14 protein-coding genes are annotated in these 14838 nt (G+C 72.1%); 9 read left to right on the forward strand and 5 right to left on the reverse strand.

Translation table 11 applies throughout. The features are described from left to right. Nucleotides 1–28: 28 nt before the first annotated feature. A complete protein-coding gene (gene sigJ, locus AB0M99_RS03990; RefSeq protein ID WP_365917062.1) occupies nucleotides 29–997 on the reverse strand; it encodes an RNA polymerase sigma factor SigJ in 969 nt (322 codons plus the stop codon). A 134-nt stretch (nucleotides 998–1131) separates the two neighbouring features. Between sigJ and AB0M99_RS03995 the strand changes: the two genes are divergently transcribed. The 3 genes from AB0M99_RS03995 to AB0M99_RS04005 all read left to right on the forward strand — a co-directional run bounded on the left by AB0M99_RS03995 (nucleotide 1132) and on the right by AB0M99_RS04005 (nucleotide 4102). Further along, complete coding sequence (locus AB0M99_RS03995) at nucleotides 1132–1539, forward strand: hypothetical protein (protein ID WP_365917063.1); 408 nt, start codon at nucleotides 1132–1134, stop codon at nucleotides 1537–1539. Between the two features lie 182 nt (nucleotides 1540–1721). Then, a complete protein-coding gene (locus AB0M99_RS04000; RefSeq protein ID WP_365917064.1) occupies nucleotides 1722–2468 on the forward strand; it encodes a hypothetical protein in 747 nt (248 codons plus the stop codon). 242 nt (nucleotides 2469–2710) lie between these two features. Next, nucleotides 2711–4102 carry a hypothetical protein gene (locus tag AB0M99_RS04005; RefSeq protein ID WP_365917065.1) on the forward strand — a complete coding sequence of 464 codons (1392 nt, stop codon included), beginning with the start codon at nucleotides 2711–2713 and terminating at the stop codon, nucleotides 4100–4102. Between the two features lie 95 nt (nucleotides 4103–4197). Here AB0M99_RS04005 and AB0M99_RS04010 read toward each other — a convergent pair whose 3' ends face one another. Then, a complete protein-coding gene (locus AB0M99_RS04010) occupies nucleotides 4198–4695 on the reverse strand; it encodes a MarR family transcriptional regulator (RefSeq protein WP_365917161.1) in 498 nt (165 codons plus the stop codon). 78 nt (nucleotides 4696–4773) lie between these two features. On the opposite strand from AB0M99_RS04010, the gene AB0M99_RS04015 reads away from it, so the two are divergent. After that, nucleotides 4774–5691 (forward strand): EamA family transporter, encoded by a 918-nt coding sequence (locus AB0M99_RS04015; protein ID WP_365917066.1) that lies wholly within the window; start codon nucleotides 4774–4776, stop codon nucleotides 5689–5691. A gap of 109 nt (nucleotides 5692–5800) precedes the next feature. Next, nucleotides 5801–7297: a cellulose binding domain-containing protein gene (locus AB0M99_RS04020; RefSeq protein ID WP_365917067.1), complete on the forward strand. Its 1497-nt coding sequence runs from the start codon at nucleotides 5801–5803 to the stop codon at nucleotides 7295–7297. Nucleotides 7298–7507: 210 nt separating this feature from the next. Here AB0M99_RS04020 and AB0M99_RS04025 read toward each other — a convergent pair whose 3' ends face one another. Further along, the gene (locus AB0M99_RS04025) at nucleotides 7508–8875 is read right to left on the reverse strand and encodes an AMP-binding protein (protein ID WP_365917068.1); all 1368 of its coding nucleotides are present in this window, start codon (nucleotides 8873–8875) and stop codon (nucleotides 7508–7510) included. Between the two features lie 254 nt (nucleotides 8876–9129). Between AB0M99_RS04025 and AB0M99_RS04030 the strand changes: the two genes are divergently transcribed. Both AB0M99_RS04030 and AB0M99_RS04035 read left to right on the forward strand, forming a co-directional pair. Next, complete coding sequence (locus AB0M99_RS04030; RefSeq protein ID WP_365917069.1) at nucleotides 9130–10281, forward strand: 3-oxoacyl-[acyl-carrier-protein] synthase III C-terminal domain-containing protein; 1152 nt, start codon at nucleotides 9130–9132, stop codon at nucleotides 10279–10281. Nucleotides 10282–10388: 107 nt separating this feature from the next. Then, complete coding sequence (locus tag AB0M99_RS04035; RefSeq protein ID WP_365917070.1) at nucleotides 10389–11573, forward strand: serine hydrolase domain-containing protein; 1185 nt, start codon at nucleotides 10389–10391, stop codon at nucleotides 11571–11573. A gap of 66 nt (nucleotides 11574–11639) precedes the next feature. Here the strand turns inward: AB0M99_RS04035 and AB0M99_RS04040 are convergent, their stop codons facing one another. Next, the gene (locus AB0M99_RS04040) at nucleotides 11640–12188 is read right to left on the reverse strand and encodes a hypothetical protein (RefSeq protein WP_365917071.1); all 549 of its coding nucleotides are present in this window, start codon (nucleotides 12186–12188) and stop codon (nucleotides 11640–11642) included. A 299-nt stretch (nucleotides 12189–12487) separates the two neighbouring features. Here AB0M99_RS04040 and AB0M99_RS04045 point away from each other — a divergent pair, with 299 nt between their 5' ends. Continuing rightward, a complete protein-coding gene (locus tag AB0M99_RS04045) occupies nucleotides 12488–13510 on the forward strand; it encodes a winged helix-turn-helix domain-containing protein (RefSeq protein ID WP_365917072.1) in 1023 nt (340 codons plus the stop codon). Nucleotides 13511–13667: 157 nt separating this feature from the next. Here AB0M99_RS04045 and AB0M99_RS04050 read toward each other — a convergent pair whose 3' ends face one another. Next, the gene (locus AB0M99_RS04050) at nucleotides 13668–14108 is read right to left on the reverse strand and encodes a nuclear transport factor 2 family protein (RefSeq protein ID WP_365917073.1); all 441 of its coding nucleotides are present in this window, start codon (nucleotides 14106–14108) and stop codon (nucleotides 13668–13670) included. Between the two features lie 121 nt (nucleotides 14109–14229). Between AB0M99_RS04050 and AB0M99_RS04055 the strand changes: the two genes are divergently transcribed. Then, nucleotides 14230–14802 carry a helix-turn-helix domain-containing protein gene (locus tag AB0M99_RS04055; protein ID WP_365917074.1) on the forward strand — a complete coding sequence of 191 codons (573 nt, stop codon included), beginning with the start codon at nucleotides 14230–14232 and terminating at the stop codon, nucleotides 14800–14802. The last annotated feature ends 36 nt before the right edge of the window (nucleotides 14803–14838 follow it).

The raw sequence follows: 14838 nt of genomic DNA on the forward strand, positions 1-14838 counted from the left end.
GTGGTGCGGAGCCCGGACCCCGCGGACCTCAGCCGCGTCCGTACTCGGTCCACGGGCGCAGCTTCTCCGGGTTGCGGACCGCCCAGATGCGGGTGACGCGGTCGCCGTCACCGAGGCCGAACGCCGCTACGGTCACGGTGACTCCGGCATGCTGGGCGACCAGGCCGGGCCGGCCGTTGACCGTCCGCTCCAGGAGCGTCAGCCCGGGAGCCTTGTCGGCGATGAAGATCAGGTACTGGGCGATGCTCCTGCCGCCCTCGACCGGGTGCAGGACTGTGCCGACCAGGCCGCCGCCGTCGGAGACCATCGTCGCGTCGGGGTCGAGGAGTCCGACGAGGGCCTCGATGTCCTTGGCCTCCCACGCTTCCTTGAAGTGCCGTACCAGGCCGGCCTGTCCGGCCGTCGCGACCGCCGGGGTCTGTGCGGCACGTACGCGTCGACGGGCCGAGGTGGCCAACTGGCGGCACGCCGCGGGCGTCCGGCCGACGATCCCGGCGACCTCGGCGAAGGGATAGCGGAAGACGTCGTGCAGGATGAACGCCACGCGTTCGGCCGGCGTCATCGACTCCAGTACGACGAGGAAGGCCATGCTCACCGACTCGTCCAGGGTGATCCTGTCTGCGGGGTCGACCGGCTCCGCCCCGTCGCCGCCGGCCTGCCCGCTGAACCACTCCGTACGCTCGGGCAGCGGCTCGGGTATCCATTCGCCGACGTAGCGCTCGCGCCGGGCCCGCGCCGAGCCGAGCATGTCCAGGCAGATACGGCCGGCCACCGTCGTCAGCCAGGCGCCGGGCGACTCGATGGCCTCCTGCTGCGGCCGTGACATCGCGTACCAACGGGCGTACGTCTCCTGTACGGCATCCTCGGCCTCGGAGAGCGAACCCAGCAGCCGGTAGGCGAGGTTGGTCAGATGCCGCCGCTCGCCGACGATCGTGCTCAAGGCCGGCTCGGGGCGGTCGTGCCGCGGCTGGGACGGGGTGCTCGTGGGCGTGCTCATGTTCGCGACCGTTCCCTGTTCCGTGTCGTCCGCCACCGCTCTCCGCTCCTCGCCTCACATTTCGCGGGGCCACGTCGTCGGAGTACCGAGACAGTACCGATCCACCGCCGCGAGGCAGAAGAGGGGGCCACGTCATGGCCGCACAGATCACGGCAGTACCCGGCAAGTCCACGTTCCTGCAGGTCGCGATCGCCTTGCAGACCTTGGCCATATTCTTCCAGGCGGCCACCGCCGGACTGCTGCTGTCCTCGTCCCACGGCGAGCTGCTGCACGGGGTCGGAGCGCGCGTGATGTACGGCGCGTCGATGCTGTACGTACTCGCCGCCATCCTGGCGTGGCGGCCGGGCGGCGGTTCGCCGCGGCCCATCCTGCACGCGTCCGGCTTCCTCGTACTCGCTTCGGTGCAGGTGGTGTTGGGCATCGCGCGCAACGCGACGCTCCATGTCCCCCTGGGTGTCCTGATGTTCGGCCTGAGCGTGCTGGCGCTCGGCCAGGTGCTGTCCGCCCGCCTGTCGGAGCGCTCGCGCCCCGGGACTGCGTGACCGAAGGCCGGGCGGATCGTTTCGTTGGGTGCTGTTGTGCGTGCCGTGCCGTGCCGGATGGGCCGTGGGGGCAGGAATCCGCGTATCAGTGCAGGGCATCTTGCCAGGAGGGCACAGCAGCGGCCTGAAAGTGAGTAGCATCCCGCAGCAACAACGCGAGGTACGAAGAAAGCGAGCCCGCAATGGCCAACGAGCCCGACACCACGACCATCCAGAACGTGTACGCGGAGCGGTTCGCCGCCGACCTTGAGACCAACCGCAAGGAACAGGACGCCGTTTCCTCGCAGATCTCGGAGCTCCAGGATCGTCTGAAGCAGCTGAAGACGGACGAGGGCTGGCTCTCCGGCATGCAGAGCGGGCTGCCCCCGAAGGCCGAGGGCAAGGCAGTTGCCGCCGGGGGCCAGGAGTCGGCGGAGCCCGCGCCGACGGCCGGGGCCGGGACCGTCCCGCAGCCCCGGCGCGGCAGGAAGGCGCCGCAGGCCAAGAAGGCCGCGGGCGCTCCCGCTTCCGGCACGAACGCCAAGGCGGCCGTGCGCAAGCCCGCCGTGAAGACGGCCAGGAAGACCCCCGTGGCGGACGCGGGCGCGAGCGCGAAGGCGAGCACGGACGCGAGCGCGAACGCGAAGGTGAGCGTCGGGGAGCCGCCGCTGCGCGAGCTCGTCCTCGCCCTCCTGGTCGGCGCGTCCGAACCCCGCATGGTCAGCGAGGTCGCCACCGAACTCGCCCAGGCCCACCCCGGCCGTACGGCCTCCACCCAGGTGGTGCGCAACACCCTCGAAAACCTCACCAAGAAGGGGGCCATCGAGAAGGAGCACAAGCAGGGCTCGGTGATGTACACCGCCCCCCTGGCGGCGGCCGAGCGGCCGGCCTCCGCCGTCGCCGCGACTCCCGGGACCGCGCCCGCCGAGGAGAAGGCCGCGGAAGCCTAGGACCGGCCGAGCGGCCCGTGGAGCACGTTCCCGATGCCGCCATACTGCCCGGCGGCCGCTCGCGGCCTGCCGCTGACGCTGCCGGGCGGCGGCCGGCCGATGCACTTGAATGAAGGTTCAATCACCCTGTCGGGCCGATGAGTTGGCCGAAGACCGAGGTGACTGCCGCCGTGCACACATGACATGATCGACTTTCGCGTTACTTGCGAGTAACACCTCCCCCCATCGAAAGTCACACCTCAGTGCGCACGTTCGCCACACGCCTCTTACTCCCCGGCCTGACCACACTGGCCCTCGCCGCCACCGGCTGCGCCTCGACCGCGCACACCAACGCCGCCGAACCGGGCAGCCCCGCGACCCTCGCGCCGACGGCCGAGGGCACGCAGCAGCTCGACGTGGCCGCCGCTCCGCAGGGGGCGCCCACTCCCACCGCCGTCGCCCGCACCCGCACCGGCAAGGGCCCGGTGAAGTCCTCGCTGAAGGTCGCCTCCTACGACAAGAGGAACGGACGGGCCGTCATATCCGCTGCTCCGCAGCGGAGTTCGGCTGCACCGAGCTCCTCCCCCACCGCCGGGCAACCGGTCGCGGTGGGTGACGTCATCGCCAGCGCTCCGGCGCCCGGCGCCCCCGACGGCCTGCTCGCGAAGGTCACCGAGGTACTCGGCAGGACCGACCGCGGGACCGAGGTGAAGACCGCCTCCACCACGCTGGCCTCCGTCCTCAACGACGACAAGGCCGACGGCAAGGTGCCGGTCGACCCGGCTTCGGTCACCGTAGAGCCGCTGATGAAGGGCGTCACCTTCTCCTGGGCGAAGGGCCAGGGTGTGCAGTTCGGGCCCAAGGGCGCGACCCTCCCCCTCGGCAGCCTCCGGCTCGACGTGGACGCCTCTGTTGACACCGCCCAGGACGCCCCCGCCTCGGCAGGCGCCTCGGTGTCCGGCTTCGTCCAGCTGGCCCCCGAGGTGGAGTTCTCGTACGACGGCAGCTCGGGCGGTGGCCTTGGCCCGCGCTCCGCCTTCCTCGGCATGAGCGGGGACTGGTCCTCGCAGTGGGAGCTCAAGGGCCGCGCCGCTGCGAGCACCGGGGCACCCAAGCGGATCCCGTTCGCCAAGCTGCACAGCGCCCCCGTCATCCAGGTGGGCCCCGTGCCCGTAGTCGTCAACCTCGACCTGACCTGCTACGTCCAGGTGGAGGCCGACGGCCGTGTGACCCTCGACGTCCAGCAGGACGTCAAGGGCGACTTCCGCGTCGGCGGCAGCTACGCCTCGGGCAAGGGCTGGACCCCCGTCAGCACGTCGGCCGTGCAGAGCTCCCCGGTGAAGGCGAGCGTCACGGCCGCCGGACGGGTCAAGGGCGCCCTCGGCGCCGAGGCCTCCGTCGGCCTGTACGGGGCCGTCGGCGTGACGGCCGACTTCGCCCCGTACCTGCGCGGCGAGGCCGACGCCAGGGCGAGCGCGTCGACCGACGGCAAGACCTCGGTGGACGGCTCCTGGGCGGTGCACGGCGGCTTCGACCTCAGCGGACAGCTCCACTTCGAGCTGTCCCTGTTCGGCACTCCGGTCATCGAGCGCCGCATCCCGCTGGGCACCCTCAACCGCGAGTGGCTCCTCGCGAACGGCCGCACCGCGCAGTAGCGGCACGCGACAACACCGCGGAACGGCAGCGCGAGGCCCCGCCGGGCCGCACTTCCGCCGCCGCCGAGGCCCTGGGACCGAGCGTCCCGGGGCCTCTACGTGTCCGCGGGCGGTTCCAGCCTGGTCAGCCAGGCGGCGAGCAGCGATTCGAGCTGAGCCGCCTCCTCCGCGGTGAGCAGGTCGAGCAGGCTGCGTTCGTTGCGCATGTGGTCGGTGAACGCCGCGTCGACGACCTCGCGCCCGGCCCCGGTGAGCGCGACCACCCTGCCCCGGCCGTCGGCGGTCGAGCGGCGGCGCGTGACCAGGCCGCCGCGTTCGAGCCGGTCGATCCGTTTCGTCATCGCGCCGGTCGTCACCATGGTGTGCTCCGCCAACTCGCCGGGTGCACGCTCGAAGGGCTCGCCCGCGCGGCGCAGTGCGCACAGGACGTCGAACTCGCCCTCACCCAGTCCGTGCCGCCGGTAGACGAGGCAGAGCCGCTCCGTCAGCAGCGGTGCGAGGCGGTGCAGCCGCCCGATCACGCCCTGGGGGCTCACGTCCACATCGGGCCGCTCCCGCCGCCACTCAGCCTGGATGCGAGCGACGTGGTCCATCGTCTGGTGCTGGTGCTGATCCTGGTGGTTCGCCTTCACCGGACCATTATATCTTCCTGGGAAGATATAATGGCTTCCATGGAAGCCAATCTCCGGTGGTCGGCGGTCACAGCTGTCGCCCCGATAGCGTGGGGTGCGAACTACTACGTCACCCGCGAGTTCCTGCCCGCCGAGTACCCGCTGTACGGCGGCGTGCTGCGGGCCCTGCCCGCCGGCCTGCTGCTCCTGGCCGGGTGCCGGAAGCTGCCCACCGGCTCCTGGTGGTGGAAGTCCCTGCTCCTCGGCATCCTCAACATGGGCGGGTTCTTCGCACTGGTCTACGTGGCCGCTCAGCGGCTCCCGACCAGCGTCGCCTCGATCGTGATGGCGACCGCCCCGCTGGTCCTGATGCTGATCGCCTGGGCGGTCCTGGCCGAGCGCCCGGGGGTGCGGCACCTGGCCGGCGCCGTCGTCGGAGTCGGCGGGGTCAGCCTGATGCTGCTCACCGCGAGCGTGGAAGTCGACGGATTGGGCCTCCTCGCCTCCGCGGGCGCGATGCTCATGTCCTGCCTCGGCATGGTCCTCGCCAAGCGGTGGAGCACGGAGGCCGGAGTGCTCGCCTCGACCTCCTGGCAGCTCGTGGGCGGCGGCCTGGTGCTGCTGCCGCTGGCCGTCGCCGTCGAGGGCGCACCGCCGGCCCTCGATCTCCCGGCCGTGCTGGCCTTCGGATACGTCGTCGTGGTGGCGACGGCACTGTCCTTCGCGGTCTGGTTCGCGGGCATGCAGCGACTGCCCGCGGCCACGGTGGGCCTGATCGGCCTCCTCAACCCCGTCACGGGCGTGCTGCTGGGCACGGCCATCGCCGGCGAACCCCTCACGCCCCAGCAGGCCTTCGGGCTCGTGCTCGCCCTGACGGGCATCCTCCTCGGCCGCCCGACACCACCCCGTCCCGTACCCGAGGAGCCGGCCCTGCCCGAACGGGCCGACGGACTTAAACCATTCCGATCGCTTCCTTAAGCGGAACCTAAGACTCACCCACCGGACCCCGAAACGAACGAATGTCCGTTTCGGGGCGGCTAGCGTGCTGCCGCACCCCAACCCCCGGCAATGCAGAGGCAGGCACGCGATGGGCAGCACGACCGGACACCGGCGCAAGGCGAGTACGAAGGCGAAGGCCGCGGGCGGGCTCGTGGTGGCGGCGGTGATCGCGGGCACGGCCCTCGCCTTCACCGGCGCCGCGCAGGCCACCTCCGTCGGAGCGGTGTACACCAAGGCCAGCTCCTGGTCGGGCGGCTACACCGGCCAGTACGTGATCACCAACAACACCGTGCAGAAGCAGACGGGTTGGACCCTGGAGTTCGACCTGCCGGCCGGCACGAAGATCGACTCCCTGTGGAACGGCACCCACACGGCCGATGGCCGGCACATCACCGTCAAGCCTGCGGAATGGAACGGGGAACTGGCGCCCGGGGCCTCGGTCACGGTCGGCTTCGTCGCGAGCGGCACCGGCAGCCCCGGCGATCCGACGGCATGCCGCATCAACGGGGCCAAGTGCTCGGTGGACCAGGGCGCCACTCCCCCGCCCGGCGGCCGCCCCACCGTCACCCCGACCGCCGCGCCCGGTACGAGCGCTCCCGCGACGGCCTCGCCCACCGCGCAGCCGACCCGGACCGCATCACCGTCGGCTTCGGCGACGGCTCCGGCTCCGCCCGCGCCCACCGCCCCGGCGGGCGCGGCGCGCTTCGCCCCGTACGTGGACACCTCGCTGTACCCCGCGTACGACCTGGTCGACACCGCGGACAAGACCGGCGTGAAGGAGTTCCATCTCGCCTTCATCACCTCCGGCGGCGGCTGCACCCCGATGTGGGGCGGCGTCACCGACCTCGCGAGCGACAAGGTCGCCTCGCAGATCGGGGCCCTTCGGGCCAAGGGCGGCGACGTACGGGTCTCGTTCGGTGGAGCCGCGGGGCACGAGCTGGCCCTGAACTGCGCGACCGCGGACCAACTGGCCGCCGCGTACGGCAAGGTCGTCGACCAGTACCGCCTCACCAAGGTCGACTTCGACATCGAGGGTGCCGCGCTTCCCGACACCGCGGCCAACACCCGCCGTGCGCAGGCCATAGCGGCTCTGCAGAAGTCGCACCCGGGCCTGGACGTGGCGTTCACCCTCCCGGTGATGCCCGAGGGCCTCACCCAGCCGGGCGTGGCGCTGCTGGCCGACGCGAAGCGGGCGGGGGTGCGGGTCGACGGCGTCAACATCATGGCGATGGACTACGGGCCCGCGTACAGCGGCGACATGGGCCAGTACGCGATCCAGGCGGCGACCGCCACTCAAGCACAGATCAAGGGGGTGCTCGGACTCTCCGACGCGGCCGCCTGGAAGGCGCTCGTGGTCACCCCGATGATCGGCGTGAACGACGTCGTGAGCGAAATCTTCACCGTCGCCGACGCTTCCCAGCTCGTGGACTTCGCGAAGTCCAAGGGGATCGGCCGCCTGGCGATGTGGTCCGCGGCCCGTGACCGGCAGTGCCCTGCGGGCGCGGTGAACTACGCCGACGCGACGTGCAGTTCCATCCTCCAGCAGCCGTTGGCCTTCACCAGGGCGTTCGCCGCCCTCCGCTAGCGCTGTGGCCGGGGAGCTGTCCGGCCGGTCGTGTTGCCGTCGTTCGAACCCGCGCTACCTGCCCCGGCTCACCGAGGCTCTCGAACGCAGCACCGCGACGAGCTACCGGCTCACCGCCGCCCCGGCGACCCGGCCGACACCCTCCGGGCCTACGGCACGGTCTCGTCATCCGGGGCTCGGGGAACCGCGACGCCAACCCCGTGATCGGCCTTACGCGCGGCCGGACGGCTCCTGGCCGGGGCCGGTCACCCTCAGGCTGCCGTCCGGGGTGCGGTGTGCGCGGCCGCCCGTACGGAAGTAGCCGTCGGCGGTGAAGGAGCGTGCGTTGTGCTCGGGTGCCCGGTAGTAGCCGCGCAGGGTGTGCGGACCGCGGGCGAGGAGTTCGCCGACCTCCCCGTCGGGCACGTCCTTTCCGTCGGCGTCGACGATGCGGAACTCGTCGTCGGGCGAGAGCGGGCAGCCCTGCGCGGTGAGCACGGTCTCGTCCAGATCGGCGGGCCCGGTGAGGAGCAGCGGCCCCTCGGCCATGGCGAAGACCTGCTGCGGGCGAACGCCCAATTCGGGCCCGATCCGTTCGGCGGTCGCCCTGTCCAGGGGCCAGTCGCCGCCGATCTGCACGAGGCGCAGACTGGTCAAGTCGGCCTGGGCCGCGGGAAGTGCGTCGAGCCAGAGCCGGGCGACGGCGGGTACCACCGAGGTGACGGTGACCCGCTCCCGTCCGATGGCCGCCAGGCATGCGGCGGGTCCCGGGTCCTCGGCCAGCACGACGGTGCCGCCCGCGGAGAGGGTGCCGACGATGCCGGGGCAGCCGAAGGCGAGGTTGGACTCGGCGGGCAGCGCGGCGAGGTACACGTCGTTCTCGGTGAGCGACACCGACTCGGCGGCGGCCCGCGCCTGGTGGACGTAGTCGTTGTGAGTGCGCGGCACGAGCTTGGGCCCCTCGGCGGCGTCGCCGGAGAGCAGGAGGAACGCCACCTGGTCGGCGCTCTGCGCGAGCGGCCGCTCGGGCGGGGCGTCGACGGAGCCCAGCGGCCAGTGGTGGCAGCCCGACGGGTCGATCGTGAAGCCGCCGTACGGGGATGAGGTGCCCGGCGGCTCGAAGGTGAACACCTGCCGCAGGAAGGGCCCTCGGGCCGCGATGTCGGTGGCCATCGCGGTGTGGTCGAAGCCCTGGTACGCCGAGGGGCCGACGTAGCCGACGGCCTGGGTGATCCGTACGAGCTCGGCCACTTCGGACGTGCGGTGCGAGACCGGGCAGAACACCGGGATCACACCGGCGCGCATCAGCGCGAACGCGGCGATGACGAACTCGGGGACGTTCGGGAGCTGGAGGACGACGCGCTGCCCGGGCCGCAGGCCGCGAAGCCGGATCCCGGCGGCCATGCGGTCCGCGCGCCGGTTCAGGGCCGCGTACGTGATGCGGGTGTCGCCGTGCACGAGGGCGGTCCGCGGTCCGTACTGCTGGGCCCAGCCGCGCAGCAGGTTGTCCAGCGTGTTGCCGCGCCAGTGCCCGGCCGACCAGTAGCGGTCGACGAACTCCTCGGGCCAGGGCGTGCAGCCGTCGAGCATGGGTGTCATTCGCTTCCTCCGGCCGCCGTGTGATCTCAAGCCAATCCGCCGAGACCCTCATGTGCAATGTGTCTTCCCGACCATGGACGCCGAGTTCCCTCAGCAGAAAGCCCAATGGGCAGCTCCGACCAGGGAAAACGGCCTGGAGGTCACCACTGGACGGCGGGGCGTCCGGAGCGGCGGTCTTGGCCCGGGCCACCTCGGCGGACATGATCCTTCAATACCGGCCACTGCGGCCGCTCCGACGACGAAAGGTCACTGCGATGACCCCTTCGACCCCCGTCCCCTTCCCTTACGCCATCATCGGCGCCCACACCGAACTCGGCCCGGTCATCACCATGGACGAATGGGCCAAGCGCGCCCGCGTCCCCCACCGCCACGATCCCGACGGCCACTTGGACGGCCCGGAGATCACCCGGCTCCTCGGTGTCGAGGGCAAGAGCTGGGGGCCGGAGCGGTTCGCCTCCCTCGATGCGGTTGCCGGTGCGGCCCGTACGGCGCTCGCCGGCTCCGGCATCCGGTCGGGCGAGGTCGACGCCGTCATCGTCGTCACGTGCACCCCGTACCAGATCCTGATGGACCAGGACGCCTTCGCCCTGATGCGCTCCTTGGGCATACCGGACCACGTGCTGCCGCTCCAGCTCGGGGCCGGCTGCGGGGGCCTGGCCCGGGCCGCGGCGCTCGTCGCGCGGCTGCGCGCCGAACGCGCCCTGGTCATCTCCTACAACATCGCGAGCCGCATAGTCGGCTTCGACGAGGACGGTGCCCTCCCGAAGGCCTACCGGGACAACTCCGTCCACCCGTACGGCAAGGGCGTGTGGGCCAGCCCCGCCCTCTTCTCCGACGCCGCGGCGGCGGTCGTCCTGGAACGCGACGAGGACGCCGCCGGCGTTTTGCTGTACTCGCGCGACAGCCAGTCGTTCGACGACGGTCCGGGAATCACCGATCCGCTGATCCACATCCTGGGCGGCGGAAACGACCGTGCCGTGGGCCTCCCCGGCTCCGCGGAACTGGCCTGCTTCGGCATGAACGCCCCGGAGATCACCCGCTATTACAGCCGCGGTATGACCCTCAACCACCGGGACCTGAACGAGGCGCGCCCCGGTTACCTCGACGAAGTGGCCCGCTTCTACACCCACCAGGCCAACCCCACCCTGGTCGACGCCTTCATCGAGGAGATGGGCCTGTCCCGGCAGACGGCACCGAGCAACGTCCGGCAACTGGGCAACACCGTCTCGCCCTCCACCCTGGCCCTGCTGCACGCCGACCACACCGCCGGCAACCTCGCCCACGGCGACCGCGTCTGTTTCTCGGTCGTCGGAGCCGGACCCGAACGCGGCACGTTCATCGCCCCCGTCCGCATCCCCTCCCTCACCCGGCGCGCGGAGCCCCGGCGGCAGGGTGACGGGGGCTAGCCCCACCTGGAGCCGGCGGGTAGCACGATCGCTGCGGCGGCCGCATCCGGACAAGCTGGGACCGGCACATACCGCCGGTTTCCCAACGATTCCGCAGGAGTTGACTCGTGCGTCAGCAGACAGAGCGCAGGTTCCGTTCGTCCCGGCGGCAGGGCGGTCGCGGTCGCAGAGCGGTGTCGGCCGCGGCCGCGGTGGTGGCCGTCGGCTTCGCGGCGATGGGCGCCGTGGCTCCGCCGGCGGCGTCTGCGGCCGCCGGGGCGGACGGCGTCCAGCAGGGCCTGAATGCGCTGGTGCACGCCGATGGCCTGCCGGCTGCGCTGGCGAGCGTCCGGGGCGGTGATGGACGTACCCGCAACTACACCGCGGGGGTGGGCGACCTGGCCACGGGTTCGAAGGTGCCGGCCGACGGTCAGGTGCGGATCGGGAGCAACACCAAGACGTTCACCGCCGTGGTCGTGCTGCAACTGGTCGGTGAGGGCAGACTCAGTCTCGACACCAAGGTCGACAGCGTCCTGCCGGGCGTCGTCCGCGGGGAGGGGATCGACGGCAGCCGCATCTCCGTCCGTGAACTCCTCCAGCACACCAGCGGGCTTCCCGACTACGAAGACCTCGTCACCGAGGACATGCTTCGACAGCGGTACTTCGAACCCCGCGACCTCCTGGACATCGCCTTCCGGCGCAAGGCCGCCTTCGACCCCGGCGAGAAATGGGCGTACAGCAACACGAACTACGTGGTGGCCGGCCTGATCGTCCAGAAGGTCACCGGCCGGCCCCTCGGCGAGGAGGTGGACCGGCGCGTCATCAAGCGCATCGGCCTGCGCCACACCTACTTCCCCTCCCCCGGTGACATGACCGTCCGGGAACGCCATCCGCGGGGCTACCACCGGGACGCGGCGGACGCGCCCCTGCGCGACGCCACGGAGATCGACCCTTCTGCGGCCTGGGCGGCCGGTCAGATGATCTCCACCAACTCCGACCTCAACCGCTTCTTCACCGCCCTGCTGGCCGGCGGCCTCCTCTCCCCGGCCCAGCTCGCCGAGATGCGCACCACCGTCCCCATCGGGAACACCGGCGCGGGGTACGGACTGGGGCTCATGAGCCGGCCCCTGTCGTGCGGCGGTGTCTACTGGGGCCACGGCGGTGACATCACCGGATACGAGACCCGGGGCGGGGTCACCGACGACGGCCACGCCGTCAACATCGCGGTGACGAGCATCCCGATCGGCGGGGCGGCCACGAAGCGTCTGGATGGCGTCGTGGACACGGCGCTGTGCAGGAGTCGGTCCGAGTAGCCGACGCGGCCGGGGCCGGGGCCGGGGTTCGCCGGCCCCGGCCGCGTCCGCGGGATCGGCGCCGCTCTACGGGCAGAGCCTGTTCGGGGTCGGGGTGCACTCGGGGTCGGGGTCGACGGGGCCCGTTCCGGGGTGGAAGTTGGACCACCACAGCGGGGTCGAGCCGTAGTACACCACCAGGTTCCCGGAGTTCTGGATGGCCAGGTGGGCACCCGGGTGGTAGTGGGTGCCGCTCCACCACACCGGGCGCATGGCGGCGTCGTAGACCACCAGGTTGCCGTCCGCCTGCATGTAGAGCGTGTTGCCGACGCCGTACGTTCCGCGGGCCGTCCAGACGGCCACGCCGTCGTGGTAGAGGACGGCGTGGCCGTCGGTCTGCATGGCGAGCATCGTCCGGCCGTCGGGCGAGTACCAGGCCTGGCCGCGCGTCAGCCCGCTGGTGCCCCGGATGATCGTCTCGCCGCTGTCGGCCGTGGCGCTCGCGGCGGAGGCCGGCACGACCGGGCCCGGGGCGGCCGGACCGGCGTGTGCGGGCCCGGCCAGCAGGCCGACGGCCGCGAGCACCGCGCCGACGGCGACACCTGTGCGCGGGAGGGACGGGCGTAAGGACTTCATGATGGCGTCTCTTCTCATCTCATCGAAGTGCGGCGTGCGGTCGGCCGAGGCCGTGGCCTTCCCCCTGCTCCCCCTTCCCACGACCTCGGCCGGCCCAGTGTCACCGCGGGCGACGGCGGCGGACAACGCCCTTCGACGTATCCCGAATCCGGACAGAACTCCGCGCCACGCGCAGCCTCCCGGCCAGATACCAGGCTCGGCACCACGGCCCCCGCAAGGCGGCGACTAGCGTGCTCCCGAGATCTGACACCCCGTCCCATCGCCGTACCGCCGGCGCGGCCGACCCTGGAGAAGAGACGGTGCTGCGCGTCCATTTCGCCCCCGACGACCTCGCACGCGTACGCATCGCCCGGTCCCCGGACCCGCTCGCCGAAACGATCCTGAGCCTGCCCGTGCTCCAGGGCAGCGGCCCGCACGGCGTCGCGCTGGCGGGATGGCGCGCGCGGACACGCGGGAGCCTTCGGCCCTCGATGCGGCCGTTGCTCGAACTGGCCCCCGCCAGGGCCGGGGAGTACGTACCGGAAGCGTTCACCCACGCCGCCACCGCCACGCTCCCCGACAGCCTCGACCACACCTGGTCGCTGCCGCGTCACCAGTGGGCGGCCGACTTCCTCGCCACCGAGCAGTTGCGGCCGCACGCCCCGCGCTGGATCCACGCGCTCCACCACGGTGACCGGGAGTGGGGCGCTCTCGTCCGCAACGCCCTGCTCAAGTACCACGCCGTGGCCGTGGCCCCCTACTGGGCGCAGCTCCTGGCGGCCGCGCACGCCGATCGCTCGCGGCGTGCGCTGGTCACGGCCGACTCGGGTGTCGACGGGCTCCTCGCCACCCTGCATCCCGAGGTGCGCTGGGCCTCGCCCGTGCTGCACGTCCCGTGCAGGACCGACGCCGACCTGCGGCTCTCGGGGCGCGGGCTCCTCCTCGTCCCGACGTTCTTCTGGCCCGAGCCCCTGGCCCTGCTCGACAACGCGGATCCCGGCCGGCCGCTGGTGCTGCGCTACCCGATCGCGCTCGACCTCGCCGACTACGCTTCGGTCTGGGCGGCGCCACGCGCGTCGTCCGCATCGCCCGCGCCGCCCGGCCCGGGCGGCGCCCTGGCCGCGCTGCTGGGCGCCACCCGCGCGCGGGTCCTGCGGGCCGTCGAGACCCCGGCGAGTACGGGCGAGTTAGCCCGGCGCACCGGCACGTCCCCCGCGACCGCCAGCCACCACGCCACCGTGCTGCGCACCGCGGGCCTGCTGACGACGGAGCGGGACGGCAGCGGGGTCCTCCACGCCCTCACCCCGCTGGGGCGGGTGCTCCTGGGCGGGGCGGCGACGTAGCGCCTGCGCGAATTGCGGTCGCGGAGGCGTGCGATCGTGTGTGGGCAAGTTCGGAGACCTGCCCCGGGCCAGGGAGCTCGCCGCGCACATCGGTGGCGAGGTCCTGGGCGAACCGCAGATCGGGTGGTGAGGCGCCGCACGGGGAGCCGTACGGGTGCTACTCGGCCTCCAGTGCCGCCACCAGCTGGGGCAGGGCTCCGCCGGCCACGATGAGGGCGAGGTGGTCGTGGTAGTCGCGGCTGCTGACGATCAGGCCGTCGCGGACCCGCAGTACCTGGATGTTGGCGGCTTCGAAGGTCCGCCCGGTCGCCCGGTGGAGCACGTGGTAGTCGAACTCGGCGACGACCACCTCCTCGTCGTCGGTTTCCCGGACGACCACGTTCGCCGGGGTCAATTCCACGGGCGAACTCGTGGAGACCAGGGCGAACCTCTCCCTGAGTGCGGCCCGGCCCTCGATCCGGCGCGGACCGACCGGTTCGAAGACGGTCTCGACGACGGCGTCATCGGCGTAGAGATCGGCGAGCTCCGTGAACCGTCCCTCGCCGATGCCCTCGATCAGCTTCTGGAAGACCTCGCGCGGCGACAGCGTTTCGGGCATGACCAACCTCCGGTGGGATCCGCGGATAGAATCGGACCAGCGACTCCGTTTACGATACGGACTGGCAACTCCGATTGTCTACAGGGCGGTTCGTCCGTCGACGGCGAAAGGCGGAAAAGGGATGGGTGGCGCTCAGGAGCGCCCGCTGCGGGCGGACGCGGCCCGCAACCGGGCCAGGCTGCTGGATGTCGCCACGGAGGTGTTCACCACCCGCGGCGTCGGCGTGCCGACCGAGGAGATCGCCCGGACCGCCGGGGTCGGAATCGGCACGCTCTTCCGGCACTTCCCGACCAAGGAAGCCCTGCTGGAGGCGGTCATGGTGCGCCGCCTGGAGGAAATGGCGGCCCACACGGCGCGGTTCGCCGCCGAGTCGGATCCCGCCGAGGCCTTCTTCGCCTGTTTCCGCCTGGTGGTGGAACAGTCCGAGGGGAAGAACGAGTTCGCCCAGGCCCTCGCCGCGGCCGGGGTGGACGTGCACGCGTCCCTGCAGAAGCCGACCCTGGAGATCCAGGGTCGGCTGGCCGGCCTGCTGGCCGGGGCACAACGGGCCGGGGCGGTCCGCCCGGAGCTGGGCCTGCCGGAGTTCATCGCCCTGCTCGCCGGCACCGGCCGGGCGTTGGAACAGCTCGGAGCGGATCCGGCGCCCCGGGAGCGGATCTTCGAGGTGGTCTTCGACGGCCTGCGGCCGCGCTGACCCCGGGCCGTCCGGGCCCGAGGTCACCGGCTCCGC

The organism is Streptomyces sp. NPDC051183 (assembly GCF_040682455.1).
In the GTDB taxonomy this organism is placed as follows: Bacteria; Actinomycetota; Actinomycetes; order Streptomycetales; family Streptomycetaceae; genus Streptomyces.